21 protein-coding genes and 1 pseudogene are annotated in these 24149 nt (G+C 63.4%); 8 read left to right on the top strand and 14 right to left on the bottom strand.

The window, feature by feature from the left end:
* Positions 1 to 61: 61 nt before the first annotated feature.
* Genes AAFG16_RS02050 through AAFG16_RS02040 form a run of 3 tightly spaced genes read right to left on the bottom strand, consistent with a single transcriptional unit; the run spans position 62 to position 3520 of the window.
* Positions 62 to 1786 (bottom strand): ATP-dependent helicase, encoded by a 1725-nt coding sequence (locus AAFG16_RS02050; protein ID WP_342736917.1) that lies wholly within the window; start codon positions 1784 to 1786, stop codon positions 62 to 64.
* A complete protein-coding gene (locus tag AAFG16_RS02045) occupies positions 1783 to 2049 on the bottom strand; it encodes a hypothetical protein (RefSeq protein ID WP_342736915.1) in 267 nt (88 codons plus the stop codon). The genes AAFG16_RS02050 and AAFG16_RS02045 overlap by 4 nt, the downstream gene beginning before the upstream one ends.
* Positions 2036 to 3520: an ATP-dependent endonuclease gene (locus AAFG16_RS02040; protein ID WP_342736913.1), complete on the bottom strand. Its 1485-nt coding sequence runs from the start codon at positions 3518 to 3520 to the stop codon at positions 2036 to 2038. The genes AAFG16_RS02045 and AAFG16_RS02040 overlap by 14 nt, the downstream gene beginning before the upstream one ends.
* 313 nt (positions 3521 to 3833) lie before the next feature.
* On the opposite strand from AAFG16_RS02040, the pseudogene AAFG16_RS02035 reads away from it, so the two are divergent.
* The 3 genes and pseudogenes from AAFG16_RS02035 to ftsZ form a co-directional block, all read left to right on the top strand.
* A pseudogene (locus AAFG16_RS02035) lies at positions 3834 to 3971 on the top strand (DUF2235 domain-containing protein); the annotation flags it as partial.
* Positions 3972 to 4095: 124 nt separating this feature from the next.
* Positions 4096 to 4665, top strand: a complete 570-nt coding sequence (locus tag AAFG16_RS02030) for a hypothetical protein (protein ID WP_342736911.1) — start codon at positions 4096 to 4098, stop codon at positions 4663 to 4665.
* Between the two features lie 50 nt (positions 4666 to 4715).
* The gene (ftsZ, locus tag AAFG16_RS02025; RefSeq protein WP_342736909.1) at positions 4716 to 5975 is read left to right on the top strand and encodes a cell division protein FtsZ; all 1260 of its coding nucleotides are present in this window, start codon (positions 4716 to 4718) and stop codon (positions 5973 to 5975) included.
* 205 nt (positions 5976 to 6180) lie between these two features.
* Here the strand turns inward: ftsZ and AAFG16_RS02020 are convergent, their stop codons facing one another.
* Entirely contained in the window at positions 6181 to 6726 is a 546-nt protein-coding gene (locus tag AAFG16_RS02020; protein ID WP_342736907.1) for a hypothetical protein, read from the bottom strand.
* A gap of 270 nt (positions 6727 to 6996) precedes the next feature.
* On the opposite strand from AAFG16_RS02020, the gene AAFG16_RS02015 reads away from it, so the two are divergent.
* Both AAFG16_RS02015 and AAFG16_RS02010 read left to right on the top strand, forming a co-directional pair.
* Positions 6997 to 8328: a DUF2235 domain-containing protein gene (locus AAFG16_RS02015; protein ID WP_342736905.1), complete on the top strand. Its 1332-nt coding sequence runs from the start codon at positions 6997 to 6999 to the stop codon at positions 8326 to 8328.
* A gap of 310 nt (positions 8329 to 8638) precedes the next feature.
* Entirely contained in the window at positions 8639 to 8884 is a 246-nt protein-coding gene (locus AAFG16_RS02010) for a PilZ domain-containing protein (protein ID WP_342736903.1), read from the top strand.
* Between the two features lie 176 nt (positions 8885 to 9060).
* Here the strand turns inward: AAFG16_RS02010 and AAFG16_RS02005 are convergent, their stop codons facing one another.
* The 7 genes from AAFG16_RS02005 to cobS all read right to left on the bottom strand — a co-directional run bounded on the left by AAFG16_RS02005 (position 9061) and on the right by cobS (position 17847).
* Positions 9061 to 9468: a hypothetical protein gene (locus tag AAFG16_RS02005; RefSeq protein WP_342736901.1), complete on the bottom strand. Its 408-nt coding sequence runs from the start codon at positions 9466 to 9468 to the stop codon at positions 9061 to 9063.
* Positions 9469 to 9745: 277 nt separating this feature from the next.
* The gene (locus tag AAFG16_RS02000; RefSeq protein WP_342736899.1) at positions 9746 to 10858 is read right to left on the bottom strand and encodes an NADH:flavin oxidoreductase/NADH oxidase; all 1113 of its coding nucleotides are present in this window, start codon (positions 10856 to 10858) and stop codon (positions 9746 to 9748) included.
* 120 nt (positions 10859 to 10978) lie between these two features.
* Positions 10979 to 11674: a hypothetical protein gene (locus AAFG16_RS01995; protein WP_283083343.1), complete on the bottom strand. Its 696-nt coding sequence runs from the start codon at positions 11672 to 11674 to the stop codon at positions 10979 to 10981.
* 117 nt (positions 11675 to 11791) lie between these two features.
* A complete protein-coding gene (locus tag AAFG16_RS01990) occupies positions 11792 to 13603 on the bottom strand; it encodes a hypothetical protein (protein ID WP_342736897.1) in 1812 nt (603 codons plus the stop codon).
* 104 nt (positions 13604 to 13707) lie between these two features.
* Positions 13708 to 14781 (bottom strand): esterase-like activity of phytase family protein, encoded by a 1074-nt coding sequence (locus tag AAFG16_RS01985; protein WP_342736895.1) that lies wholly within the window; start codon positions 14779 to 14781, stop codon positions 13708 to 13710.
* Positions 14778 to 16685 (bottom strand): cobaltochelatase subunit CobT, encoded by a 1908-nt coding sequence (cobT, locus tag AAFG16_RS01980; protein ID WP_342736893.1) that lies wholly within the window; start codon positions 16683 to 16685, stop codon positions 14778 to 14780. The genes AAFG16_RS01985 and cobT overlap by 4 nt, the downstream gene beginning before the upstream one ends.
* Before the next feature lie 163 nt (positions 16686 to 16848).
* Positions 16849 to 17847 (bottom strand): cobaltochelatase subunit CobS, encoded by a 999-nt coding sequence (cobS, locus tag AAFG16_RS01975; protein ID WP_018643488.1) that lies wholly within the window; start codon positions 17845 to 17847, stop codon positions 16849 to 16851.
* Between the two features lie 334 nt (positions 17848 to 18181).
* On the opposite strand from cobS, the gene AAFG16_RS01970 reads away from it, so the two are divergent.
* Positions 18182 to 18841 carry a DedA family protein gene (locus AAFG16_RS01970; RefSeq protein ID WP_342736889.1) on the top strand — a complete coding sequence of 220 codons (660 nt, stop codon included), beginning with the start codon at positions 18182 to 18184 and terminating at the stop codon, positions 18839 to 18841.
* Positions 18842 to 19045: 204 nt separating this feature from the next.
* On the opposite strand, the gene AAFG16_RS01965 is transcribed toward AAFG16_RS01970, so the two are convergent.
* A complete protein-coding gene (locus tag AAFG16_RS01965; RefSeq protein WP_342736887.1) occupies positions 19046 to 20260 on the bottom strand; it encodes a citrate synthase family protein in 1215 nt (404 codons plus the stop codon).
* A gap of 79 nt (positions 20261 to 20339) precedes the next feature.
* Between AAFG16_RS01965 and AAFG16_RS01960 the strand changes: the two genes are divergently transcribed.
* On the top strand, positions 20340 to 21434 hold the full coding sequence (locus tag AAFG16_RS01960) for a citrate synthase/methylcitrate synthase (protein ID WP_342736885.1): 1095 nt from the start codon (positions 20340 to 20342) through the stop codon (positions 21432 to 21434).
* Positions 21435 to 21621: 187 nt separating this feature from the next.
* Here AAFG16_RS01960 and AAFG16_RS01955 read toward each other — a convergent pair whose 3' ends face one another.
* Entirely contained in the window at positions 21622 to 22257 is a 636-nt protein-coding gene (locus AAFG16_RS01955; protein WP_342736883.1) for a DnaJ domain-containing protein, read from the bottom strand.
* A gap of 139 nt (positions 22258 to 22396) precedes the next feature.
* Between AAFG16_RS01955 and AAFG16_RS01950 the strand changes: the two genes are divergently transcribed.
* On the top strand, positions 22397 to 22675 hold the full coding sequence (locus AAFG16_RS01950) for a BolA family protein (RefSeq protein ID WP_283087141.1): 279 nt from the start codon (positions 22397 to 22399) through the stop codon (positions 22673 to 22675).
* 162 nt (positions 22676 to 22837) lie between these two features.
* Here the strand turns inward: AAFG16_RS01950 and AAFG16_RS01945 are convergent, their stop codons facing one another.
* A complete protein-coding gene (locus AAFG16_RS01945) occupies positions 22838 to 24142 on the bottom strand; it encodes an HlyC/CorC family transporter (RefSeq protein WP_283083336.1) in 1305 nt (434 codons plus the stop codon).
* Between the last annotated feature and the right edge of the window lie 7 nt (positions 24143 to 24149).

Below are 24149 nucleotides of genomic sequence, written 5' to 3'. Positions count from 1 at the left end.
TGACCCAGCGACCCTGCGAGGGGTCCGAAATCCTCACCTTAGTCGTTTGCTTACCGCCAGCTTAGGATGAACCAGCTTTTGAAAACCCGCACGCGACGAGCTCAGACTCAAAACTCCCGATACAATTCTCAGGTACTGCAAGCACGAACAGATTACGCGCGCGTGTAACGGCCACGTACCCAATCCTGCCATCTTCGGTGTGTGTTCCGTCGAGCATCTTTCGCACCTGCGCCCTGTCAGCTACGTACATAACAGCGCCAATGCTTTCGCCCTTCACTTGGTGCACCGTGGACACATGCACTGGCTTACCTTGGTCAGTGGCGAGATCCGATAATTCTATGATCGGAGCATCGAGCAAAGCTTTGTTGGCTAATTTCTGACCTATGCTATCGCCCAGCTTGAGCGAAAAATCAGCCTCCAAACGCTGAAGCAGTACAAGCAAACGTGCCTTCAACAGCGGATGCCACTCTGACTTGGCAAGCAGCTTTCCTGACGGCAATCCGCGGTCTGCATCCCGCACGAATGACCAGATAGCTCGCCGCAGAGGAACGGCCGTGACACGTGGCACTCCTCTTTTCAGAATTGAAACAAGGTCACCATGTTCTTGTCCTAACAGACCAACAATACCTCTACAGGCCTTGTCAAAAGCCTCGTCAAACCGGCCAAGTTTATCGCGCTTTATAGTGGCTTCTACAAACGATCTTACAATTCCTTGGCCCTGCGCCTCTCCACCTCCGCTCCACTCCTCCACCCAATTGGTGCTTCGACAGACGATTGCCGCATCTTCCGCATCGACGTCGGCCGACGCGAGCATGCTCGTGTAAGCCGCCAGCAGCTTGTCCTTCTCCGCCTTCTTGTAAGGAATGTAGTACGCGCCATTCATGCTAGAAGGCGGTGTTCTTTCGGCGGCATCCGAGCGTCCCGACAAGTTATTCGCCACCCTGACGATGATCGGCACTGACCTATAGTTTACCGTAAGGCTTTGAGGCGAAACCCCTCCGCGCGCGCCGTACAACTTGAGAAAGCTCCCATCCGCACCTGAGAACTCGTAAATTGCCTGATGTGGATCTCCGATGAGCGATAGCTTGCTGCCGCTCCTTATCAGCATCTCAAGAAGGAATTGGTGCTCAGGGCCGATATCTTGAGCTTCGTCAATTAGGATATGAGGATAGCGTCGCGCGAGAGCTCTCAGCAGATAAGTATCCTGCTCTAGCGTTCGGATGGCCCAATATCGTCCGAGCGAATGAGTGTAGGCCCCCACCGCACCAAGCTTATCGATCACCTTCCGCGCGTTTGCCGAAGGAATAGGAATCGATGCATAACCTTCGTCACAACTAAACTCGAAGACTTCGTTCCTTAGGTTCGCACTGAGGTTTCCGATATCATGTGAACGAACGCCGCAAAATACTTTGAACCCTTTCAGAAAGGGCTCTGAACCCCCCACGAGGAAAGGAGTTCGGTTGCATCTCATAACCTTAGAGGCATGAGGTCGCAGAATGTTAGCCGTGAGAAAGCCGTCCACGGTTTCGATTTCAACTGCTGAAGATCGCGCCCTAATAGCCTCATCTCTCGTCAGTGAAAAATAATCCCTTCTGAAGGTATTAACGGCCACATTTGAGAAAGAGAGCAGCGCGACAATCCCGCATCTATCTGTTAGCGACTGACGCATCCGGTAAAGGCGATGAACCGCGGTTCTCGTCTTACCGCTACCGGCGCAAGCACTCACGCATGTCGGGCCGAGAGGTAGATCGACGATAGCACTTTGATCGGATGAAAGATCGCTCATGTTCCGGCTACATGATTGATAGCATCGGCGATGTAGCCAGGGACCGTAATAGGTAGCTCTTCATCTTCAATCTTGGCCGCAAGCGCCTGCGCAAATCGCCCCTTCTGAACATTGTTCTGGGAGCGTTCAAACATGCCCCGAAAGAGCACTTTTGCCTTTGCCGCGTCGCCGACCGCCGCAGCGATATCGATCTGCAGCTGCGCCGCTATTTTGGGATGGAGACCCTTCAAAGCCGCTATCATTGCGGCTCTATTTTTTTTCATGGAGAGCAAAATCATATTCGAAAGTCTTTAAGCCGCAGAACACCTTTACGAATTCATCTTCGTTCTTCTTCATGGCGACCGCATTGCCCGATAGAGTGACGATGTCGCCTGGCGCGGGATAAACTGCTTCAGTCGAACCATCCTCGTCCACCGCCTTTTGTGGATCAGCGTCGGTTACAACGGCGACAGGGATTCTGATTGCGCCCGCTCCGAACAGCGGCATAAACGAATCGAAATTTAGCCCTTCAACGCTGATCAAACTCACGCCATGATCCCTCAAATCAACGTCAAGTCGCTTAGCGAGCAAATTGATCATCATCAATTCAGCTGCGCCCTCCACGAAGATAACTCGACGGGCGAAAAACAATTCAGCCCTCGTTACATCTAAGTATCGCTCAAGTTTCTCCCGCTTTCCTTTTTCGAACTTTACGTCCCTTGGATGAAAGGCCTCGACTTTCGTCTCTCCATCAACGAGACAAACTATCGAGGAGAGCTTTGCAATACTGGCAAAATTAGGCGAGTGGCTGGTCACAAAGACCTGTACAGGTTGCTCACCCGCGGCGGATTGCATATCAGATAGATAACGTAGAAGGACGGCTTGTAACTGTGGGTGCAAGTGCGCTTCTGGCTCTTCAACAATCAGGCTGCGAAAGGCCGCATCTGCGTTCTTGGCTAACTCGCTCAGCACGACTGCCATGAAGATCAGATTGTTGTATCCTAGGCCGTTACTATCAATCTCCAGAGAATCAACGACGATCGACAAGCGAGAGGCCAGCTTAGAAAAATCACTTGCGCTCAGACCTACTTCAAGAATCTGAGCCAACTTGCTTCCAAGCATCGACATGTGACGCTTCGTGATTGCGCTCTGCGTATCGATAATAGGCTGCTTGGCCTTTAATTCTGAATCGAGCGCCTTCAAGGCATCGGCAATTGTTGTCTTGCCGGTTTCATCGGTCAGAAGCTGTAAGAGCCTTGATAGCTGACTTGTCCTGCTTGGCTTTAAACCTTGCTCTGCATCGCGGAGGGGTTGCAAATAGACGCTTCGCAGGTTCTCTAGCATTCCTGCACTCATCGAAACGTCTTCATGCTCACCGCACCATTTGTGCGGACGTAGGCGTCCGACCTTATCGATCTCGCCGTAGCTGACGCCTAGCAGGGCTTCGATTGAACCGTCCGATCCCTTGCGAAGCGCATTAAGAAAGTCCGCCTCATCATCGAGACTCAAGTCTCTGAAGATATATTCAAAACGAATTTCAGTCGCAGGGGCGCCGCTTTTGGGAATATGGATGTCATCTCTATCGAATCTCGGATAAGGATCGTCAGCGCCGGCTAATAGCGCCCTCAGCGCATCAACGACTGCAGTCTTGCCGATGTTGTTGGGGCCGACAAGAACATTGAGGCCGGGTACGAATCTAAGAGTGGCATCGCTCAGACGACGAAAATTCTTAATAGACAGTTCGGCTAAGTACATTTCATTCCTATCGCTTCTCACCGGCGTCGTGCAATGAATGGTCTGCGATTGTTTTTATAGATTCGCGAAAACAATTTAACGTTGCATCACTTGCTCCCGCCTGACAATAGGCCGTTGGTAGCGTCAATGCGAAAACGGCAAGGGGCGCTGTTCTCGCGCCAATTGTTGCACGTATTTGAACGGAAGCGGCCAACGCATAGCCCGGCGCACACCCCCATCTTCCGCTGTACTCGTCCCGGTAGCATCACCCGGAGGCGCATCTCGCGGAGCACGCGCACGCCACCGACCGCAACACCTCGCCGAAAACCTCGTCATCTGCCGAGACGGCACCGGCAACGAGATCTCCGAGAACATCCCCAACGTCCTGAAGCTCCATCGCTGCCTGCACAAGACCGACAAGACGCAGCCGCGGCAGATGGAGTTCTGCGATCCCGCAGTCGGTGCGGTGACGGGCACCCGTAAACACCACCGCGCGCCCGTTAACCGTCCGTTAACCAACGCAGCCTAGCCTGCTGTAACCGTCCAGCCATCATTAGCTCGAAATGCCTTCCCGGCTCGCTCCAGGAGAAGTGCCGATGTGCGTTGCGTTGTTGACGTATGCCGATCTGGGTGCCCACCTCAAGATCTCGCGCGAGGCCGCGCGTTCGCTGGCGCGACGTCGCCGGTGGCCTCGCTCGCGGTCGGATGACGGCAAGGCCCTGATCAGCGTTGATTTGTCCGAGCTCAGCTTCACGCCCCGCCCGCGACGTGCCCGCGAGGTGGGCCATATCGATGCCGCCACGGCAAGGATCGAGGCGTTGGAGCCAGACGCGTTTTCCGTGCGCGAACCGGCATCCACTTCGCTCGAAAACGCTATGGAGATCGAGGCCCTCAAGGCGGAGGTCGCGCGGCTCGAAGAGGTCGCAACCGCCTACAGGGCCGTGTTCGAGCGCGAGCGTGAGCGCGCCGATCGGCTGGCCGCCGAGCTGATGCAGGCGGCGGCCGAGACGGCGGCAGCCAATGCGTGGGCGGCACGACTGGAAGACGAAGTGGCGGACTTGCGGACCGGTCGCCGCCCTGGCGGCGGGATCGCGGGACAGGCCGCGCATCGATTGGGACATCTGGCCGCTTCGATCGTGCAGGCAGACCGCGCGGCTCGCAGGTAGCACTTGAACCTTTCCCCATTCCCGGCCGCCGGAGCAACCGCGAGGACAGAATGACTGGCATCACCGACATCCGCGAGATGAAAGCCCGCATCGTCGTGTTCGGCGTCGGCGGCGCCGGCGGCAACGCCGTCAACAACATGATCACGGCCGGGCTGCAAGGGGTCGAGTTCGTCGTCGCCAATACCGACGCGCAGGCGCTGGCCATGTCCAAGGCAACGCGCCTCATCCAGCTCGGCACCAACGTCACCGCAGGCCTCGGCGCCGGCTCGCAGCCCGAACTCGGACGCGCCGCGGCCGAGGAGGTCATCGATACGATCCGCGAGCATCTGACCGGCGCGCACATGGTGTTCGTGACGGCCGGCATGGGCGGCGGCACCGGCACCGGGGCTGCACCCATCATCGCCAGGACCGCGCGCGAGCTCGGCATCCTCACCATCGGCGTCGTCACCAAGCCGTTCTACTTCGAGGGCCAGCGCCGCATGCGCTTTGCCGAAGCCGGCATCGAGGAGCTGCTGAAGACGGTCGACACCCTCTTGATCATCCCGAACCAGAATCTGTTCCGCGTCGCCAGCGCGAAGACCACGTTCGCCGATGCCTTTGCGCTTGCCGACCAGGTGCTCTATTCGGGCGTCGCCTGCATCAGCGACCTCATCGTCAAGGAAGGCCTGATCAATCTCGATTTCGCCGACGTTCTCTCCGTGATGCGCGAGAAGGGCAAGGCCATGATGGGACGGGGCGAGGCGTCCGGCGAGAAACGCGTGCTCGCGGCCGCCGTGGCGGCCATCTCCAATCCATTGATCGAGAACCCCTCGATCAAGCGCGCCAGTGGCCTCATCATCTCCATCACCGGCGGCAAGGATCTCATGCTGTACGAGGTCGACGAAGCCGCCACCCGCATTCGCGACGAGGCCGATCCGGACGCCAACATCATCGTCGGCGCCTCGTTCGATGAAAGCCTCGAAGGCATCGTCCGCGTCTCGGTGGTGGCGACCGGGATCGACAATGTCGACCCGGCGCAACAGGCGCCAGCGGTGGAAACAGCACTCACGCAGCTCGCCGGCCGGCTGCGCAACGACAGCCGCCGCATCGCCGATCGCATCGAGCGCAGTGCTAGCCTGCCGCAGGTGGAAAGCCCGCCGCTCCGCCCGCAGCCGCATAACCCCGTGGGGCCACCGGCAAGGCCGAATCCGGACTATGCGCGCCAGGCGGCTCAGCAATCGCTCGATCCCTACGGCCGATCATCCCCGCGCAATATGGCCGACGAAAGCATTCTCGATATCCCCGCCTTCCTGCGCCGCGCCGCCAACTGAGCGATTGGTTGCAGCCGAAGTTGCCTGCTCGGCGACCAGCGAGCCCAACGACAGCTCGTCATCCCGGGGCGCGACAAAGTCGCGAGCCCGGGATCCATAACCACCATCGTGAGTATGGATTCCGGGCTCGCGCCAAAGGCGCGCCCCGGAATGACGGAGCAAAACAACAACTCTCCAATTCCAAGGCGCGCAGCGCGACCTAGGTTCACGCTGCCGTGCTGCGCGGGGTCTCCGCTGCTTCCCGTTTTTCCGTCTCCTTGTCGCGAGACAGCCATGCCGGAAAGCGAAGCAGGCGATCGGCCGCCTCTTTTGGCGGCTCGATGGGCGCTTCACTGGCCGAGCTCGGGAGGTCCAGCACGGCGTGTCCGGTTCGCACAGCGTCCGCACGCTGGTCCAGTTCGCGCAACAGGGGATCGAGCACGGTGTCGATCTCGGTCGCCACCGACACCAGGAAACTCTTGAGCTCGCGCGCCTCGGGCACGACGGCCGAAGCCTGCGCGATCGCCTTGGAGAGACCATCGACGACGGGGGCAAACGCGCCGGCGGCTTGCGCGATTCGCGTTTTGATCGCTTCGATTTCGGCGAGGACGCGATCGCGCTCCCGCCTGTTCTTCTCCTCCGAAAGGCGGGCTTCGATCTCGGCGATCTGAGCCGTCAGGGTGGTGGCTTCCGATGCGAGTGCATCGCGTCTTGTGCGCGCGCGATCGAGATCGCGGCTGAGATTGTCCACTAGATCGTCCTTCCCGAACATTGCTTTGCTCCGTAGGACAGCCGTGGCGCGAACCGCCAGCCAGCCGAGGGCTGGACCGGCCGAAACAGGCATCAATTGCGGTCGCGTCACATGGGCCGACATGGTGACCCCCAGTCGTCCCCATTAGGCGCCGGCATGGTTAACGAGTGGTTAATGTCAACAGATGATGCGGCAATGGGGCGACATGCCGAGCCGACGCCGACTTCGTCTCCTCGCTGCCATCCATTTCCGCTATGCTCGCCCCGGTAGCATCACTGGGAGGGGGATACCGTGGAGCACGCGCACGACACCGACCGCAAACCCGGCTCGAAAAACCTCGTCATCTGCTGTGACGGCACCGGCAACGAGATTTCGGAGAACATCTCCAACGTCCTGAAACTCTATCGCTGCCTGCGCAAGACCGACAAGACGCAGCCGCGGCAGATGGTGTTTTACGATCCCGGGGTCGGCACGGTGACGGAACCGACGACGTGGCACCGCTGGAAGGCCAACATCAACCTGGTGCTGGGGCTCGCCACCGGCTACGGGCTCGATGACAACGTGCTCTCGGCCTATTGCTTCCTGATCGAGCACTACGCGCCCGGCGACCACATCTACCTGTTCGGCTTCTCGCGCGGGGCCTATACGGTGCGGGTGCTGGCGGGGCTGATCCACAAGATCGGCCTGATCTCGCCGGAGCAGGCGAACCTCGCAGGAAGCGGCATGGTCGCCTACAAGCAATATTCCGGCACCGGGCGCGGCAACGAGGTCGAGGACCTCCGGGATGTCGACGTCGACGATCAGGGGCCGCTGCCGCAAGGCAAATTCGACCTCGCCGCGCAGTTCGCGCGCATCACCTCGACGCGCTGGCCGACCATCCACTTCATCGGCGTCTGGGACACGGTGGCGAGCGTGATCGTGCCGCGGCGCGACAATCTCTTCTTCGTGTTCAGCCTGGAGGAGCTCGCCTTCACGCGGCGCAATCCGAGCGTCAACATCTTCCGCCAGGCGATCGCGATCGACGAACGGCGGCGCATGTTCCGCCTGAACAAATATGTCGAGCCGCAGGACTTCTGGAGCAACCGCTACGTGCCGGACGAGAAGAAGGTGCCGCAGGACATTCTGCAGGTGTGGTTCGCCGGCGTGCATTGCGACGTCGGCGGCGGCTATGCGGAGGCCGAGAGCGGCGAGTCCAAATATCCGCTGATCTGGATGATCGCGGAGGCGGAAAAAGCCGGGCTGAAGTTCAACCCGCGCACCGTGAACCAGCTCGCCTGGGGCATCCAGCGCAAGAACTCGCCGTTCCAGTACGTCGCACCGGCCTATACCGGCAAGACGGGCGAATTGCACAATTCGATGAATGCGGCCTGGCGCGTGCTGGAATATCTGCCGAAGAGCGCGAAGTACAAGGAATGGCCTGACAGGACGGTGGTGCTCGGCTTCTACATCCCCGATTGCGAGCCGCGCGTCATCCCCGAAGGCGCGCATGTGCATGAGAGCGTGTTGAAGCGGATGGCGGCGGAGCCGGACTACCAGCCGGTGAACCTGCCGAAAGAGTATGTCACCGTGCCGATGCCGGTGCCGCCGCATACGGACGCGCCGGCGGAGGAGCACGTGGCGTGAGGGGGCGGCTTCCCTTCTCCCCTTGTGGGAGAAGGTGGCGCGCGAACGCGCACCGGATGAGGGGTTGTCGCTGCGCATGCAGGAGTTCGATGCGTGGAGAGAAACCCCTCACCCGTCTCGCCGCTGCGCGGCGAGCCCCCCTCTCCCACAAGGGGAGAGGGGAAGACCGCACCTCGCTACCGCCACTTTCTCGCTTCACCGCCACTTTTCATTAAAATTCTCCGGGCCGCCTTAGCGTCATCGCATCAACTGCTCTGCATCATCCTGCACCGAGCCCGCCGTAAGCTGCGGAATTGGAGGAGATGTGCCAATGCATCCGCGAAAATTTGTCCGCGTCAAACCCGCAGGCCTGGTGTCCCGCCAGGCCAAGATCATCACCGACCCGCGCAAGCCGGTCATCCCCTGCACGCTGATCGACTATTCGCCCGGCGGGGCCTGCGTCGATCTCGGCGGGCAGGTGAGCATCCCCGACCGGTTCGAACTGTTGCACGTCAACACGAAGAAGCGCTGCCGGATTGCGTGGAAGCGCGGCACGCGGATCGGCGTGGTGTTTTAGGGGGCTGCCTTCTTTCTTACCCTCTCCCCTTGTGGGAGAGGGTGGCTCGCCGCAACGCGGCGAGACGGGTGAGGGGTCTCTCTCCGCGCGCGAAACTCTGGCATTTGAACTTGCCGAAGCAACCCCTCATCCGGCGCTTCGCGCCACCTTCTCCCACAAGGGGAGAAGGAAGAGCCCTACTTCCGCATCCTCGCCTTCGTCCCTGCGACGATCTGCATGGCGACGCCGGCGATCCAGCCGAGCAAAGCGAGCCAGGTCCAGGCGATGTGCGGCTCCAGCCGCAGCACGATCACGGCAACGGAGGCGAGCGCGGTGAAGGTGGCGCAGAGCGTGCCGGCGGCGCTCAAGAATTCGGCGGCGTCGATATGGCTGTGCGCGTCGTCGAAGGGAAGCTGCGGCGTGTCGATGCCGAGATAGAAGCCGACGAAGCCGAGCAGCATCATCGTCAGCAGGAAACCCTGCGTGGTGAGGTGCGCGATCGACGAACCGACATAGGCACCGACGAACAGCCCGCACGCCGCGCCTGCCATCGCAAGACCCACGCGCTCGAACACATGAGCAGTCTTCCGGACACGAAACCGCATGGCGGGCCTCCGTGATGCCCCACGATGCAAGGTTAGGCCAGTTTTGCGGAGCGCGAAAGCCGAGGAGTTTTACGGATACGTGAGGTCGCGTGATGGTGAGGTGCCAACTCCCTCTCCCCGTTCTTACGGGGGCGCGACGAGTTTCGCTCGCGCTGGGAGGGTTGGGGTGAGGGGCTTCTCTCCGCGCATGAGATTATCGCCGCACCTGTACCCCCTCACCCGGATTGCGCTTGCGCGCAATCCGACCTCTCCCCGCAAGCGGGGAGAGGTGAAGGAGTCACCTCGCCCCGAACGTCGTCTTGCCGAACAGCGCCTTCTGCGTCGAGGGCTGCGAGCGCCAATATTGCGGCGGGGCTTCGACCTCGCCGCCAACTTCGGCGGCGGCGTGCCAGGCCCAGCGCGGGTCGTAGAGCATGCCGCGGGCGAGCGCGACCATGTCGGCCTTGCCGGACGCGACGATGTCCTCCGCCTGCTTCGGATCGGTGATGAGGCCGACGGCGATGGTCGGCAATCCGGTCTCGCGCTTGATGGCCTCGGCGAACTGCACCTGATAGCCGGGGCCGAGCGTAATTTTCTGCAGCGGCGAGACGCCGCCGGAGGAGGCATCGATCCAGTCGACGCCCCGCGCCTTCAGCGCGCTCGCGAACTCGATGGTCTGCGCGAGGTCCCAGCCGCCCTCGACCCAGTCGGTCGACGACACCCGCATGCCGACCGGCTTGTCGTGCGGGACGACGGCGCGCACCGCATCATAGACCTCGAGCGGGAAGCGCATGCGGTTCTGCAGGCTGCCGCCATATTCGTCGGTGCGCTTGTTGGAGATCGGCGAGAGGAACTGGTGCAGCAGATAGCCGTGCGCGCCGTGCAGCTCGATCGCATCGATGCCGATGCGCATCGCGCGCTTGGCGCTGTCGACGAAGGCGTCGCGGATACGCTTGAGGCCGCTCGCATCCAGCGCCAGCGGCGCGGCCTCGCCCTCCTTGTGCGGCACCGCTGAAGGCGCCACCGTCTGCCAGCCGCCGTGCTCGACCGGGATCAGCTGGCCGCCGTCCCAGGGCCGTGCGCTCGACGCTTTGCGGCCCGCATGGGCGAGCTGCATCGCCACCGCGGTGGAGGAATGCTTGCGCACGGAGGAGAGGATCTGCTTCAGCGCGGCCTCGCAGGCATCGCTGTAGAGCCCGAGGCAGCCCGGCGTGATGCGGCCGATCGCCTCGACATGGGTCGCCTCGATGCAGAACATCGCCGCGCCCGACAGGCTGAGATTGTTGATGTGGGTGAAGTGCCAGTCAGTGGCGACGCCGTCGTCGGCCGAATATTGGCACATCGGCGACACCACGACGCGGTTCTTCAACGTCAGGCCGCGCAGCTTGATCGGGGAAAACAGGGCGCTCATGCGGGGAGTTCCAGGGGGATGGAGGGATGGAAGCGATTGCATGAAGTTTAGTGGGTGGATGGCAAATTGCGAGTTGCGCGGGGGGCATGGCCGACCGGGACGGCATGCATTGCGGCTGACCTACTCCAGCTCCTCGAACTTCCCGGCCGCCGGCTTGCCCATGCGGACGCTGCCATCAGGCAGGATCTCGCCATCGGCCTCGGCCGAGAACTGGACCGTGTTCCCGCCGCCCTCGCGTTTCGTCGTCTTGGCGAGCACCCCCAGCTTGTCCGCGAGCGCCAGGTCGTCGAGCACGAACACGCGATACTCCGTGAGGTGGAAGCGGCGCGGGGCCTGCCAGGTCAGCGCCGGCACGGAGGTGCGCATGTCGACGTCAGTCATGACGTCGATGCTGCGGCCGGTGACGTCGCGGAACAGGTCCGGCCCCTTGAGCAGGCGCGCGCGGCCGCCGTCGACGGCGTAGAGGTTCAAGGTGACGATATGGCGCTCGCTGCGGAAGCTCACCGCGACAATGCGCGCATCGGCCGACCAGGCCGCGTGGAAGGCGTCCGGCGCGGTGTCGAGGATGTTGTCGTCATTGACATTGTCGAGCGTCATCAGCCGGCGATGGCTCGGCTCCGCCATCAGATAGAGGCGAAAACCCTCGCGCCCGGCCTCGCCGCCGGCATGAGCCGCGACCGAGAGCTTCCCATTCGGCGCACGCCCGCCCTGGATGATGGCGTATTCGCCCTTCTTGTACTGGTGCTCGGCCGTGGCGTGCGCCTGAGGCAGCGCGGTGAGCGTGAGGATGAGGGCGAGGATGGCGCGAAGGGGCATGATGATATGTCGCGGCGGGGCGGGTGCATGTTCATCCCCGATGGGCCATCCGCCCCTCCGCCAGAGTGAACGGCAGCACCACTGGCAAGGAGAGGCGCGACCTCCAAGGCAGCCCTCTCAGAGCGTCGTCAACAGGCCGAACAGCACGATCAGATAGCCCACCAGCCAGAGCCAGCCCACCCCGGAAATCAGGATCCCGATCCCGACGATCAGGCCAACGCCCACAGTCCAGATCGCCCAGCTCAGATTGGAAAAGAATTCAAGCCACACCGGCTTCGGCCTGTCCTGCGGCCGCCAGCACGCGATGAAGTCGATCTCAGGATCGCGGCTGACATAGGCCGCGATCGGTTCGACCATCGCGGGCTCGAAGGCGGCGCCGTGCTCACCAGCGATGTATTTCAGATTTGTCAGTATCCCCGCGGTCTCCACATCCTGACGAAAGCCGCGAAACCCGGCCGATCCGATATCCAATAGCCCAGGCCGGGATTTCTTGATCCCCAGCCAATCGGAGATCTGCTGGAAGAACTGCGGGAAGATCGCCACGACCCAGTCGAAGTCGGCACAGACGTTCCAGACGCGGCCTGTCACCTGCTTGTCCGTGATCCGTCTGGCCCTGTCGTAATGCACGGGAACGACGCTGCCGGCAAAGAAGACGTTGCGAACTTTCAGCACCGGATAGCGCTCGAGCGCGCTGGCGAGGATGTAGGTGCCGTTGCTGTGGCCGATGAAATCCACGTGCTCCAACTTCGGATACATCGCCTTGGCCTGGGTGTACTGGTCCATGAACCAGCGCACATTGTGCTGGCGATCCCAGTAGAGCAGGAACGGCAGCATGGCGAAGCGCCGGTAAAGCGGCGGGATGATCTTGACGTGCGCGGCGGCATCTCCGATCTGGCTTTCGATCGACCGCTTCACCTCGGCCGGCCAGCTACCCTCGTCGCGAATGCCGTGCATGATGAAGATCAGCTGCGTGACATTGTCATCGGCCTGGAGCGCGCCGACCCGATCGGCCCAATAGGCCGGAAACGCGGCGGGCGGCGTGATCAGCGCCATGCGGATAGCTTCGCCTGTGGGGCTCATCGGCGCGGCGCCGTCGTCCCGGTAGAGGTTCTCCGATATCTCCGCGTGCGTAAGCCTCTCCAGCGTCTTGATCATGACGTTCGCGCCCGTGCCCGCTTCGAGATCGATGCTGTCGTCGCGATCGACCAGTTCGTCCTTGTCGCCGACGAGGTGGATGATCAGGGGCTTGCGACCCGCGGACGCGCCATTGCCGTCGCGAAACAGGTCGATCCATTGCACCCGCATGTTGGATACGAAGGGTGAGCCCTGCATCAGGCTCTCGATGAACCGGCCCGTCCCGGTCAGGCGGGCGAACCGCTGAAGCACATAGGCGATGGCATAGCGGAAGATATCGAGATGCTTCGGCTTGTCGCTGGGCCAGCCGCGGTTCGGCGCCGACAACGACACGAAGCGGTCGAGCCGATCGACCCAGGGATGCCGCCCGCGCGGGACGCTGCGGTCGTCGTCGAGCCCGTGTCCCCAGATGTAGGCCTTGCGCAGCAGGAGCCCGCCGGTCGAATAACCGAACAGCACAATCTTTTCATATTGGTATGATCCGTCGATCTTGTTCTTGTCGTCGGCGTCCCGGATCGCGGCTTCGATCTGGCTCGTGAGCTCGAACGCGTCGATGTTCGACATCCAGGAATGCCGGTAGGTCGGGACGAGAATGTCGGCGTCGGGATAGGCCTCGCGCACCAGCTTTTCGAGGTCGTTCCGCGACGTCCTGCCGCCGAGCGGCGGGCCATACACGACGAGCGTCTTGCGGCCCACCGTCTCGGGCATGCCCTCGACGGCGCCGATGGCGCCGAATTTCAGATATCGCAAGACAAACAACAGAACGAAAACAACGATCAAGACGACCAGCGCCATCTGCCGCCCCGTCAATCATTGCGTTAACAATCGATCAAATACACGCCGATCATGTCTCGATCGGATTGCCGGGGTCAAGCCGAACATCGCCAGTCGGTGCGCGTTCACTCCACCAGCGTGAATTGCAGCAGCAGCGTCCGTTGCAGCAGCGAGAAATTGTCGTCCGACACCAGCGTCAGCACGGTCTCGCCCTCGGGAGTGACGTGGGCATCGATGCCTTCCATGTTGTCGATCTCGTGGCCGAGGTCGGCGGCGAACAGCGCGGGGCCGTCGACAACCGCGCCGGGCGCTATGGACTTCAAGGGAATCGCGCGGATGCGGATGTTGACGCCGGTGAACCAGGAGAATTTGCGTTCGAGGATGAGCAGCTCGCCGCTCGGAAGCAGCACGGCATCGCTGATGTCGAACTTGTCGGTGCGGCGCACGCTGAACTGGCCGGGCGTGGGACCGCCGATCAGGAAGGCGACAAGATTGCCGTCGGCATCGAGCCCGCGCTCGGAGAAGGCGATCAGGGTGCCCGCCAGCGGCTGGCCTTTCGGCACGAAGACCAAGGCCTCCAGCCCCTTGTTGCTCGGCAGCTTGCGGATCGCGGCCGGCGTCGGCACCACGTCGCCGCGCGCCTGCGTGCCGCCCTTGGCGAAATCGAAGCGCATGATCTGGTTGACGCGCTCGAGCCCGACGTAAAAGATATTGCCGTCACGCGCCAGCGACTCGGTGTCGTACCAGTAGCGCTTCTCGGTGATCGGCCGCCCCTCGCTATTCAGCATCGGCCCCGCCTCGACGTTGTCGAGGGCGACCATCTTGCCACTGGAATAACGGATGCTGCCAGTGAACCAGGTGCCCTGGTCGGACAGCGCGAGGAAACGTTCCCCCTTGGTATCGAGGAAGCGGAGCGCGGACAGGCCGCCGAAACCGCGATGCGGCGAGGTCAGCACGAGGCCGCTGCGATACTCCAGCGAGCCGAAGCGCACGCGCGAACGATCGCGCGGCTCGAACGAGGGGATCTGCCGCGCATTGACCTCGATGCTGACAGGCGAGGTGACGGCGTGCTCGATTTGCGCCGGGCGAGGCGGCGGCTCGGTCGTGGCTTGCGCCTGCGCCAAGCGGGGCAGCGTTAAGATAGAAAATCCCGCCGCCGCGTGGCCAAGAAAGCTGCGGCGGGATGGTTGCGCGCTCACGAATGCAATTTACGTCGCGGGCGACCGGCCGGCTGGGTTGGTGCGGTGTTGGTCTCGCTGAAGAGCTCGGCGAGCTTCTCGGTGATGGCGCCGCCGAGTTCTTCCGCGTCCACGATCGTCACCGCGCGGCGATAGTAGCGCGTGACGTCATGGCCGATGCCGATCGCGATCAGCTCGACCGGCGAGCGGGTCTCGATCTCCTCGATGATGTGGCGCAGGTGCCGCTCGAGATAGTTGCCGGGATTGACCGACAGCGTGGAATCGTCGACCGGCGCACCGTCCGAGATCATCATCAGGATCTTGCGCTGCTCGGGCCGGCCGAGCAGGCGCTTGTGCGCCCAGTCGAGCGCCTCGCCGTCGATGTTCTCCTTGAGGAGACCCTCGCGCATCATCAGGCCGAGATTCTTGCGCGCACGGCGCCAGGGGGCGTCGGCCGACTTGTAGATGATGTGGCGGAGATCGTTGAGACGGCCGGGATTGGCCGGCTTGCCGGCGGCAAGCCACGCCTCACGCGACTGCCCGCCCTTCCAGGCGCGCGTGGTGAAGCCCAAAATCTCGACCTTGACGCCGCAACGCTCCAGCGTGCGCGCGAGAATGTCGGCGCAGGTCGCGGCGACCGTGATCGGGCGGCCGCGCATCGAGCCGGAATTGTCCAGCAGCAGCGTCACCACGGTGTCGCGGAACGTCGCCTCCTTCTCGTGCATGAAGGACAGCGGGTGATAGGGATCGGTCACCACGCGCGAGAGGCGCGCGGGATCGAGGATGCCCTCTTCGAGATCGAACTCCCAGGCGCGGTTCTGCTGCGCCATCAGGCGGCGCTGCAGCCGGTTGGCGAGGCGCGCGACGATGCCTTGCAGATGCGCAAGCTGCTTGTCGAGATAGGCGCGCAGGCGCTCGAGCTCGTCATGGTCGCAGAGGTCTTCGGCGGAGATGACCTCGTCGAATTTCGGCGCGAAGGCGTGATATTCCGGCCCGCGCGGCTCGCTCTTGCCGTGCGCGTTCGGACGCGTCGCCTCGCCCGGCGTCTCGTCGTCGCCGAGCTCGCCGTCATCGAAGGTGTCGGAGGTCGAGGCCTGCGCGCTTTCCATGGCGCTCTCGCTCATCTCCTCGGATGAGGCCTGCGCCTGGTCGGCGCTCATCTCCTGCGCGGCATCGGAATCGGGCGAGCCCTCGGCGCCGGACTGATCGTTGTCGCCGTCCTGGTTCTCGTCGTTCTCGTCATTGTCTTCGCTGTCGGCGTTGCGCTCGTCGCCGAGCTCGAGCGCCGAGAGCAGATCATGCACGGCATCGCCGAACCGGGTCTGGTCCTCGACCACGCCGTCGAGCCGGTCGAGCCGCCTGCCGATCTTGTCCTCGAGGATCGGGCGCCAGAGATCGACCATCTTCTTGGCGGCCGCCGGCGGCGCCATGCCGGTCAGGCGCTCGCGCACCAGCATCGCCAGCGCATCGGCCAGCGGCGCGTCGGCGCGGTCGGTGATCTCGTCGAACTTGCCGCGGTGGAAATGGTCGTCGAGCATCGCGGTGAGGTTTTTCGCAACGCCGGCCATGCGGCGCGCGCCGATCGCCTCGACCCTCGCCTGCTCCACCGCCTCGAACACGCCGCGCGCCTGCGGATTGCCGGGCATCAGCTTGCGATGCACCTTGGGATCATGACAGGCGAGCTTGAGCGCGATGGAATCGGCGTGGCCGCGCACGATCGCCGCATCACGCTTGGTCATCTTCCGCGCCGGCTCCGGCAGCCGCGCCTTGCCGGGCGCAAGACCCGGACGTTCGGCTGCGAAGGAGACGTCGAGCTCGGGCGCCTTGGCGATCGCCTTGAGGCAGGAGGCGACCGAGCGCTTGAACGGCTCGGTCGGCGCTTCCTTGGTGTTACGGAATTTGGAGTTGGATGATGATGTGCTCATCTCGGTCTCACCGTCGTCCCCGCGAACGCGGGGACCCATAGCCACAGGGAGCAGTTAGTGAGCACACTGACGGCCCAATCTTCGCAACAACCACGGCCTGTGGTTATGGGTCCCGGATCTGCGCTCCGCTTCGCTGCGCTTGTCCGGGACGACATCCCACACCTCAGCTGAGCGCCACGTTGACTGCCGATTCCGGCAGCTCCGCATTGAAGCAGCGCTGGTAGAACTCGGCGACCAGGGGACGCTCGAGCTCGTCGCACTTGTTGAGGAAGGTGACCCGGAAGGCGAAGCCGATATCGCCGAAGATGTCGGAGTTTTCCGCCCAGGTGATCACCGTGCGCGGGCTCATCACCGTCGACAGATCGCCATTGGCGAAGGCGTTGCGGGTCAGATCGGCAAGGCGCACCATCTTGTTGACGATGTCGCGGCCTTCCTGGGTGCGATAGTGCTTGGCCTTCGCCAGCACGATCTCGACTTCCTCATCGTGGCTGAGATAGTTCAGCGTGGTGACGATCGACCAGCGGTCCATCTGGCCCTGGTTGATCTGCTGGGTGCCGTGATAGAGGCCCGAGGTGTCGCCGAGACCGACGGTGTTGGCGGTCGCGAACAGGCGGAAGGCCGGATGCGGCTTGATCACCTTGTTCTGGTCGAGCAGCGTCAGGCGGCCGGAGACTTCGAGCACGCGCTGAATCACGAACATCACGTCCGGGCGGCCGGCGTCGTATTCGTCGAACACCAGCGCGACGTTGTTCTGGAGCGCCCAGGGCAGAATGCCGTCGCGGAATTCGGTGACCTGCTTGCCGTCGCGGACCACGATCGAATCCTTGCCGACGAGATCGATACGGCTGATGTGGCTGTCGAGGTTGACGCGCACGCAGGGCCAGTTCAGCCGGGCGGCGACCTGCTCGATATGGGTGGATTTACCGGTGCCGTGATAGCCGGTCACCATCACGCGGCGGTTGCGGGCAAAGCCGGCGAGAATGGCAAGCGTGGTGGCGCGGTCGAAGCGATAATCGGAATCGACTTCGGGCACATGAGGATCGACTTCGGAATAAGCAGGCACTTCGAGATCGCTGTCGATCCCGAACACCTGGCGCACCGACACCTTCATGTCGGGCAGACCGGAAACTTCCTCAACTTTGGACATGGCGGCGGTCGTCATCAATCCTCCGAGGCCCCGGGCGGTCCCGAGACCAGTTATTTGCACGTTGGCTGCGGCTGGGTGCGGCTGCGAACCTATCAGAGACAACGTGCCGGCAGAAGCCCGCCCCTCAATCAAAGTTCCGTTGTCTTTTCATTTAGATAGGTCAGGAACGCAGTTTTTGGAGGGCTGCCTTGCGAATCATGCTCGAATTTCGAACCTGAACGGCCGTCCTGCCCGGGCAAATGGCACTTTTGCCGCCTGCCCTTACTTATGTAGGGTCCGAACCCCCAGGGTGAACCCAAGGGTGAGCCCCAGGGTGAACCCAAGTCTACCCGACCGCCACAGAGACGACGTGACGTCCTTTCTCGATCCCCTCATCTCCTTCGTCTCAGCCCATGCCTGGCTGGGCTATCTGACCCTTTTCCTGGCGGCGCTGCTGGAAGCCGTGCCGGTGGTGGGATCGGTGATCCCCGGCTCGACCATCATCCTGGCGCTGAGCGCCCTGGTTCCGGGCGGCGAGCTGAAGCTGCAATGGGTTCTGCTGGCGGCCGCTGCCGGCGCCGTGCTGGGCGACGGCTCGGCCTACTGGATCGGGCACCGGCGCCAGCGCGAGATCCTCACCGCCTGGCCGCTGACCAATTACCCGCGGGTGGTCGCCGAGAGCGAAAGCTTCTTCAAGCGCTTCGGCACCTGGGCCGTGTTCTTCGCCCGCTTCGTGCCGCCAATCCGCGCCTTCGTGCCGGTGACGGCGGGCGCGCTCGGAATGGCGCCGGCACGGTTTTATGCCGTGAATATCCCGGCGATCCTGGTCTGGGCCCCGGCGCATGTGCTGCCGGGCGTGCTGGCGGTGTCGGCCTTCCACCAATATTTCGGCGTGCCGCACCATGGGCATCCGTTCAGGCACATATGGATATTGACGGTGGTGGCGGTGGCGATCGTGGTGGGCATAGCGGTGTGGATCTATCGCCGGCGGAATGGTGCTGGCGCCGCGACGGTGAAGCCGCGGGGCTGATTACCTTTGACTGCTTACTGCGACGGAAGTGCGCTCCCTCCCCCGCTTGCGGGGGAGGGTTGGGGAGAGGGTGCCTCCCCAATCGAGAACCCCCAAGAGGAGAGAGCCCTCACCCGCGCCTTCGGCATAGCCGAGGCTCCGCCTCGGCGTCTCTTGAGAACGGCCGCCGAAGGGCGGCCTGTGCTCTCCCGCAAGCGGGAGAGGTTAAGATCCACTCCTCCTCCCCGGCGCAGGCCCGACATACCTTGCCCTTGGCCGGATCAGCCTCCCGAACTGCAACTGCTCGCTCGCATGGGCGATCCAGCCGACGCTGCGGGCCATGGCGAACAAGGCGAGCTCGCTGCCGGCAGGTAGCCGCAACGCGTGCACGAGCACGGCCAGCGCGTAGTCGATATTCACGAGCTCGCCGGTCGCCTCGATGATCCGCTCGGGCACTTCGCGCGTGAATTTTCGCGGCGCGCCGGCGCGGGCGAGTGCGTTCAGCAGCGACTGCGCGCGGGGATCGCCGCGCTTGTAGACGCCGTGGCCGAAGCCGGCAAAGCGCTCGCCGAGCGCAACGCGCTCGCGCACCATCGGCTCGACATCGCGGTCGATCAACGTCTTGACGAGCTGCGAGGCCAGCACGCCGGCACCGCCATGCTTGGGGCCTTTCAGCGCGGCGAGGCCGGCAATCACGGAATCATAGAGGTTGAGGCCGGTGGACGCCGCACAGCGCGCGGTGAAGGTCGAGGCGTTCAATTCGTGATCGGCGAGCAGCACCAGCGCGCGGCGGATCAGATCGCCCGCGTGCTTGTTGTCCGCCGCCCAGGTTTTCGCGACCTGCTGGTGCAGCGGCTCGGCTGACGGCTCGGCGTTGAGCATGGTCGCAACCAGCAGCCGAACGATACGTGCGCCGACCATGGCGCGGCCATCGGGGGCGCGGGTGAAGGCACGGGGATCGGCGCTGGCGGCAAGCGCCAGCACGGCGATGGCGCGGTCGATCGGCGCCGCACGGCGCGCGGCTTCCGCGATCGCGCGCATCTCGTCGGAAATCTTCGGCTGATTGTCCGGCGCGAAGGGATCGACGTCGGAGACGTCCCAGAGCAGCGTTGCGGTGTGCTCCAGCGTGTCGTTCTCGGCAAGGTCGACGCAATTGACGCCGCGATAGATCGCGCCCTCCTCGGTGATGGTCGAGATCTCCGTGTCCATCACCGGCAGGTCGGCGTCGAAGCTGCGCAGGCCGCGCGGCTCGGGCGACGGCACCCGGCGCTCCTTGAGCGCGCGGACGTCCTCGGCGCGGTACCGGTTCTTACGCGAATCCGGCGTCGGCTCCGAGCGGATCAGGCCGCGGCTGACATAGGCGTAGAGCGTGGCCGGCGAGATCGCGAGTTCGGCCGCGGCTTCCCGGGCGGAGAGGTAGAGCTCTTCGGAATTATTCATATTGATTTATGTAATCAAGATTGATCAATCTGTCGAGAGAGCCGATTTTCTCCTGGTGCAGTGCAAAGGAGATTGGGTCATGAACATCCACCTCACCAAAAGCCAGATCGGACTGGACGGCGTTCCCGCGGCCGAAACCGTGCTGAGCCACGTCGACGGCGAGCGCGGCGAACTGATCATCGCCGGCGAGCATGTCGGCCGCCTCGCCGCCAAATCGAGTTTCGAAGGCGTCACCGCCCGGCTCTGGAACGGCGCCAGCAAGACGACACTCACCGAAGCCAACGTGCGGGCGAGCCTGGGCGTCGCGCGCGAGCGGGCCTTCGCGCGGCTACCGGAGCTTTTGCCAGCAACAAGCGGCATGGGCATCATCGACGGGTTTCGCGCGGCGGTCGCCGGACTTCGCGCCGAGCACGGGCTGGAGCATGAGGCGACCATCGTCGGCGCCTTTCCGGTGATCGCGGGCGCGCTGGTGCGGCGTGCGAAGGGGCTAGACCCGGTCGCGCCCGACGCGAACGTGAGCCACGCCGCAGATACGCTGCGCATGCTGCACGGGCGCTCGCCCGCATCGCGCGAGGTCACGGCGCTGGACGCCTATCTCGTCACCGCGAGCGACCACGGCATGAACGCCTCGACTTTCACCGCGCGTGTCGTCGCTTCGACGCAGGCCGATCTGTTTGCCGCAGTGACCGCCGGCTATTGCGCGCTCACTGGCCCGCTGCATGGCGGCGCGCCGGAGCCGGTGCTGGAAATGCTGGACGCAATCGGCACGCGCGAGCGCATCCAGCCGTGGGTGGACGCGGCGCTGGCGCGCGGCGAGCGGATGATGGGCTTTGGTCACCGCGTCTATCGGGTGCGCGATCCGCGCGCCGACGTGCTCAAGACCGCGGTCGAGGCGCTCGCCTCCAACGGCACCGATTTGCCGTTCGCCGGCGAGGTCGAGGCCTATATCCGCGCAGCCCTGCGGAAGAAAAATCCGGAGCGGCCGCTGGAGACGAATGTGGAGTTCTTCACCGCCATCCTGCTCGATGCGCTGGCGATCCCGCGGCAGGCCTTCACGCCGATCTTCGCGGTGGCGCGCAGCGCAGGCTGGACCGCGCATGCGCGCGAGCAGGCGCGGACCGGGCGGTTGATCCGGCCGAGCTCGTCCTATGTGGGGGAGATGCCGGAGGCGTAGCCCGGGTGGGCGGAGCTCTTCCCCTCTCCCCTTGTGGGAGAGGGTGGCTCGCCGCAAAGCGGCGAGACGGGTGAGGGGTCTCTACCCGCGCGCAAAACATTTGCGATGAAATCGCTGAGACAACCCCTCATCCGGCGCTTCGCGCCACCTTCTCCCACAAGGGGAGAAGGGAAGAAAAGCGAGCGCCCTACGCCTCGCGCACCACGGTCTTCAGATAATTATACGCCTTGATGATCTCGATCAGGCGATCCTCGGTCGAGCGGTCGCCGCCATTGGCGTCGGGGTGGTGCTGCTTGACCAGCGCCTTGTACTTGGTCTTGACGTCGGCGAGCGTGGCGTCGGGGCCGAGGCCCATGACCTGGAGCGCCTTGCGCTCGGCGTTCATCACCTTGCGCGTCTCGGCCTTGGGCTGGGCCTCCGGACCCTTGCGCCAGCTGGCACGGCCGTTGATCTCGCTGAACATGCTGAACGGATCGAACGCACCGTCGATCTCGGCTTCCGATCCCTTCTTGACGCCGCCATTGGCGCCCATCTTCCAGGTCGGACGGTGGCCGGTCAGCGCATCCTTCTGATAGCGCGCGACGGCGTCGGCGTTCATGCCGGAGAAGAAATTGTAGTTCTGGTTGTATTCGCGCACGTGGTCGAGGCAGAAGTGCCAATACTCGCGCTGGTTCTCGCGCCCCTTCGGCGCACGGTGCGAGCCCTTGTTCTGGCATCCGGCCCATTCGCAAGTGACCACGGTCTCGCGCGGCTTCGCTTGCGGCTGCTTGCCGCGCGGCTTGACGCGGATGGAGTCGAAGAACTTTGATGAATCGATCGGCATGGCTGACTTTGACTACGCAATGCAAAAACCTTCAAGTCTTGACATTGCAATTAGGACGAAACCCCGTAGCACTTCGGCGTTTTTGGAACGGCCGCCAGAGGCGGCCTATGGCATTGACGGAGTGCAATCGCGTCCCTTAATGGCACTCATGGTTATGAAAGACACTATCAGCAACAAGTTGCAGGAAGCTTTCACGCCGGAAAGCCTGCAGGTCGTCGACGAGTCACATCTGCATGAGGGCCACGCCGGTCATCGGCCGAGCGGCGAGACGCACTTTCGTGTTTATATCGTGTCGCAGGCCTTCAAAGGGAAGAGCCGGGTCGACCGCCACCGCATGATAAATTCGGCGCTGGCCGCGGAACTTTCCGGCAGCGTGCACGCGCTGGCGATCCACGCGCAGGCGCCGGGGGAAGGCTGAGGCTCTTCACCCTCGCCGGAAGGCCTCGCACACAATCGAAATGGTCGTCATGCCCTGGCTTGTCCCGGGCATCCACGTTCTTCGTTTGGGTATTAAGGCGTGGATGGCCGGGTCGAGCCCGGCCATGACGATGTGGGAGCTACAGTGCTTACAACTGCCGCGTCAAAACGACGTCCCCGCCCTTCTCGGCTTGGCCTCCTCCATCTCGGCCTCGCGCGGCACCGGTGAAATGCGGAGCGCAGTGATGCGGTTGCGTTCGCGGCGGAGGACGCGGAAACGGAAGCCGTGGAACGTAAAGCTCTGGCCGCGGTCGGGGATCGAGCGCGCCTCGTGAATGACGAGGCCGGCGACCGTGGTTGCCTCTTCATCGGGCAGACGCCAGTCCATGGCGCGGTTGAGATCGCGGATCGGCACCGAGCCGTCGACCACCACCGAACCATCGGGCTGGGCGCGCACGCCGGCGACGACGACGTCATGCTCGTCGGAGATGTCGCCGACGATCTCCTCCAAAATGTCTTCCAGCGTCACAAGACCTTCAACCTCGCCATACTCGTCGACGACCAGCGCGAAATGGGTCTTGCGGCGGCGGAAGGCTTTCAGCTGCTCGGAGACGGGGCGCATCTCCGGCACGAACCAGGGCGGCAGCGCGATGGTGGAGACGTCGATGCGCGAGGTGTCGCCGTCGGAGGCGCGGATCGCACGCAGGAGGTCCTTGGCGTGGAGCACGCCGATGATGTTTTCGGGCTTCTCGCGCCACAGCGGAATGCGGGTGTATTCGGTCGCCAGCACCTCGCGCACCAGCTCCTCCGGCGGCAGATCGGCATTGATCATCATCATCTCGGTGCGATGGATCATGACGTCGGAGACCTGGAGCTCGCGCAGATCGAGCAGGCCGCCGAGCATGTCGCGGTCCTGCTTCTCGACCTTGCCTTCGTGATGCAACAGGTCGACCGCGCCGCGCAGGCGCTCGGTCGGCGACAGGATCGCCTGGTGCTCGCCCGCAAGGCCGAACAGGCGCATCAGGACGCGCACGATGACTTCGACGATCCGCAGCAGCGGCCCCAGCACATACATGGTCAGCCGCATCGGGCGCGCGACAGCGAGCGCCATGCGGTCGGGCGCGTTGATCGCGATGGTCTTGGGCAGCACTTCCGCGAAAATCACGACCAGCGCGGTCATCACGCCGGTGGCATAGAGCACGCCGACATCGCCGAACCAGGCCGTGAAGATGCCGGTGGCAAGCGCTGACGCCCCGATATTGGCGATATTGTTGCCGAGCAGCAGCGCGCCGATCAGGCGCTCGCGCATGTCGAGCAGGTCCGAGACGACGTCCGCGTCGCGGTTACCCTGCTTGGAGAGCCTCAGCATGCTGGCGCGCGAGGCACCGGTCAGCGCGGTCTCGCTCGCGGCGAAGAAGCCCGAGACGAGCAGGCAGATGATGACGATGGTGAAGCCGAGCCAGTCCATGCATCAC

The organism is Bradyrhizobium sp. B117, assembly GCF_038969555.1.
Taxonomy (GTDB): domain Bacteria; phylum Pseudomonadota; class Alphaproteobacteria; order Rhizobiales; family Xanthobacteraceae; genus Bradyrhizobium.
The sequence above is the reverse complement of the archived record's forward strand: the minus strand, read 5'-3'. Positions and strand labels throughout refer to the sequence as shown.

What these genes read in the sequence shown, in the direction of transcription:
- AAFG16_RS01990 (WP_342736897.1), bottom strand. Translation starts at nt 13,603, where the DNA reads ATGGCGCTGGTCGTCTTGATCGTTGTTTTCGTTCTGTTGTTTGTCTTG.
- AAFG16_RS02010 (WP_342736903.1), top strand. Translation starts at nt 8,639, where the DNA reads ATGCATCCGCGAAAATTTGTCCGCGTCAAACCCGCAGGCCTGGTGTCC.
- AAFG16_RS01955 (WP_342736883.1), bottom strand. Translation starts at nt 22,257, where the DNA reads ATGCCGATCGATTCATCAAAGTTCTTCGACTCCATCCGCGTCAAGCCG.
- cobS (WP_018643488.1), bottom strand. Translation starts at nt 17,847, where the DNA reads ATGACGACCGCCGCCATGTCCAAAGTTGAGGAAGTTTCCGGTCTGCCC.
- AAFG16_RS02030 (WP_342736911.1), top strand. Translation starts at nt 4,096, where the DNA reads ATGTGCGTTGCGTTGTTGACGTATGCCGATCTGGGTGCCCACCTCAAG.
- cobT (WP_342736893.1), bottom strand. Translation starts at nt 16,685, where the DNA reads ATGAGCACATCATCATCCAACTCCAAATTCCGTAACACCAAGGAAGCG.
- AAFG16_RS01965 (WP_342736887.1), bottom strand. Translation starts at nt 20,260, where the DNA reads ATGAATAATTCCGAAGAGCTCTACCTCTCCGCCCGGGAAGCCGCGGCC.
- AAFG16_RS01960 (WP_342736885.1), top strand. Translation starts at nt 20,340, where the DNA reads ATGAACATCCACCTCACCAAAAGCCAGATCGGACTGGACGGCGTTCCC.
- AAFG16_RS02045 (WP_342736915.1), bottom strand. Translation starts at nt 2,049, where the DNA reads ATGAAAAAAAATAGAGCCGCAATGATAGCGGCTTTGAAGGGTCTCCAT.
- AAFG16_RS02020 (WP_342736907.1), bottom strand. Translation starts at nt 6,726, where the DNA reads ATGTTCGGGAAGGACGATCTAGTGGACAATCTCAGCCGCGATCTCGAT.
- AAFG16_RS02000 (WP_342736899.1), bottom strand. Translation starts at nt 10,858, where the DNA reads ATGAGCGCCCTGTTTTCCCCGATCAAGCTGCGCGGCCTGACGTTGAAG.
- AAFG16_RS02040 (WP_342736913.1), bottom strand. Translation starts at nt 3,520, where the DNA reads ATGTACTTAGCCGAACTGTCTATTAAGAATTTTCGTCGTCTGAGCGAT.
- AAFG16_RS01950 (WP_283087141.1), top strand. Translation starts at nt 22,397, where the DNA reads ATGGCACTCATGGTTATGAAAGACACTATCAGCAACAAGTTGCAGGAA.
- AAFG16_RS02005 (WP_342736901.1), bottom strand. Translation starts at nt 9,468, where the DNA reads ATGCGGTTTCGTGTCCGGAAGACTGCTCATGTGTTCGAGCGCGTGGGT.
- AAFG16_RS01995 (WP_283083343.1), bottom strand. Translation starts at nt 11,674, where the DNA reads ATGCCCCTTCGCGCCATCCTCGCCCTCATCCTCACGCTCACCGCGCTG.
- AAFG16_RS02050 (WP_342736917.1), bottom strand. Translation starts at nt 1,786, where the DNA reads ATGAGCGATCTTTCATCCGATCAAAGTGCTATCGTCGATCTACCTCTC.
- ftsZ (WP_342736909.1), top strand. Translation starts at nt 4,716, where the DNA reads ATGACTGGCATCACCGACATCCGCGAGATGAAAGCCCGCATCGTCGTG.
- AAFG16_RS01945 (WP_283083336.1), bottom strand. Translation starts at nt 24,142, where the DNA reads ATGGACTGGCTCGGCTTCACCATCGTCATCATCTGCCTGCTCGTCTCG.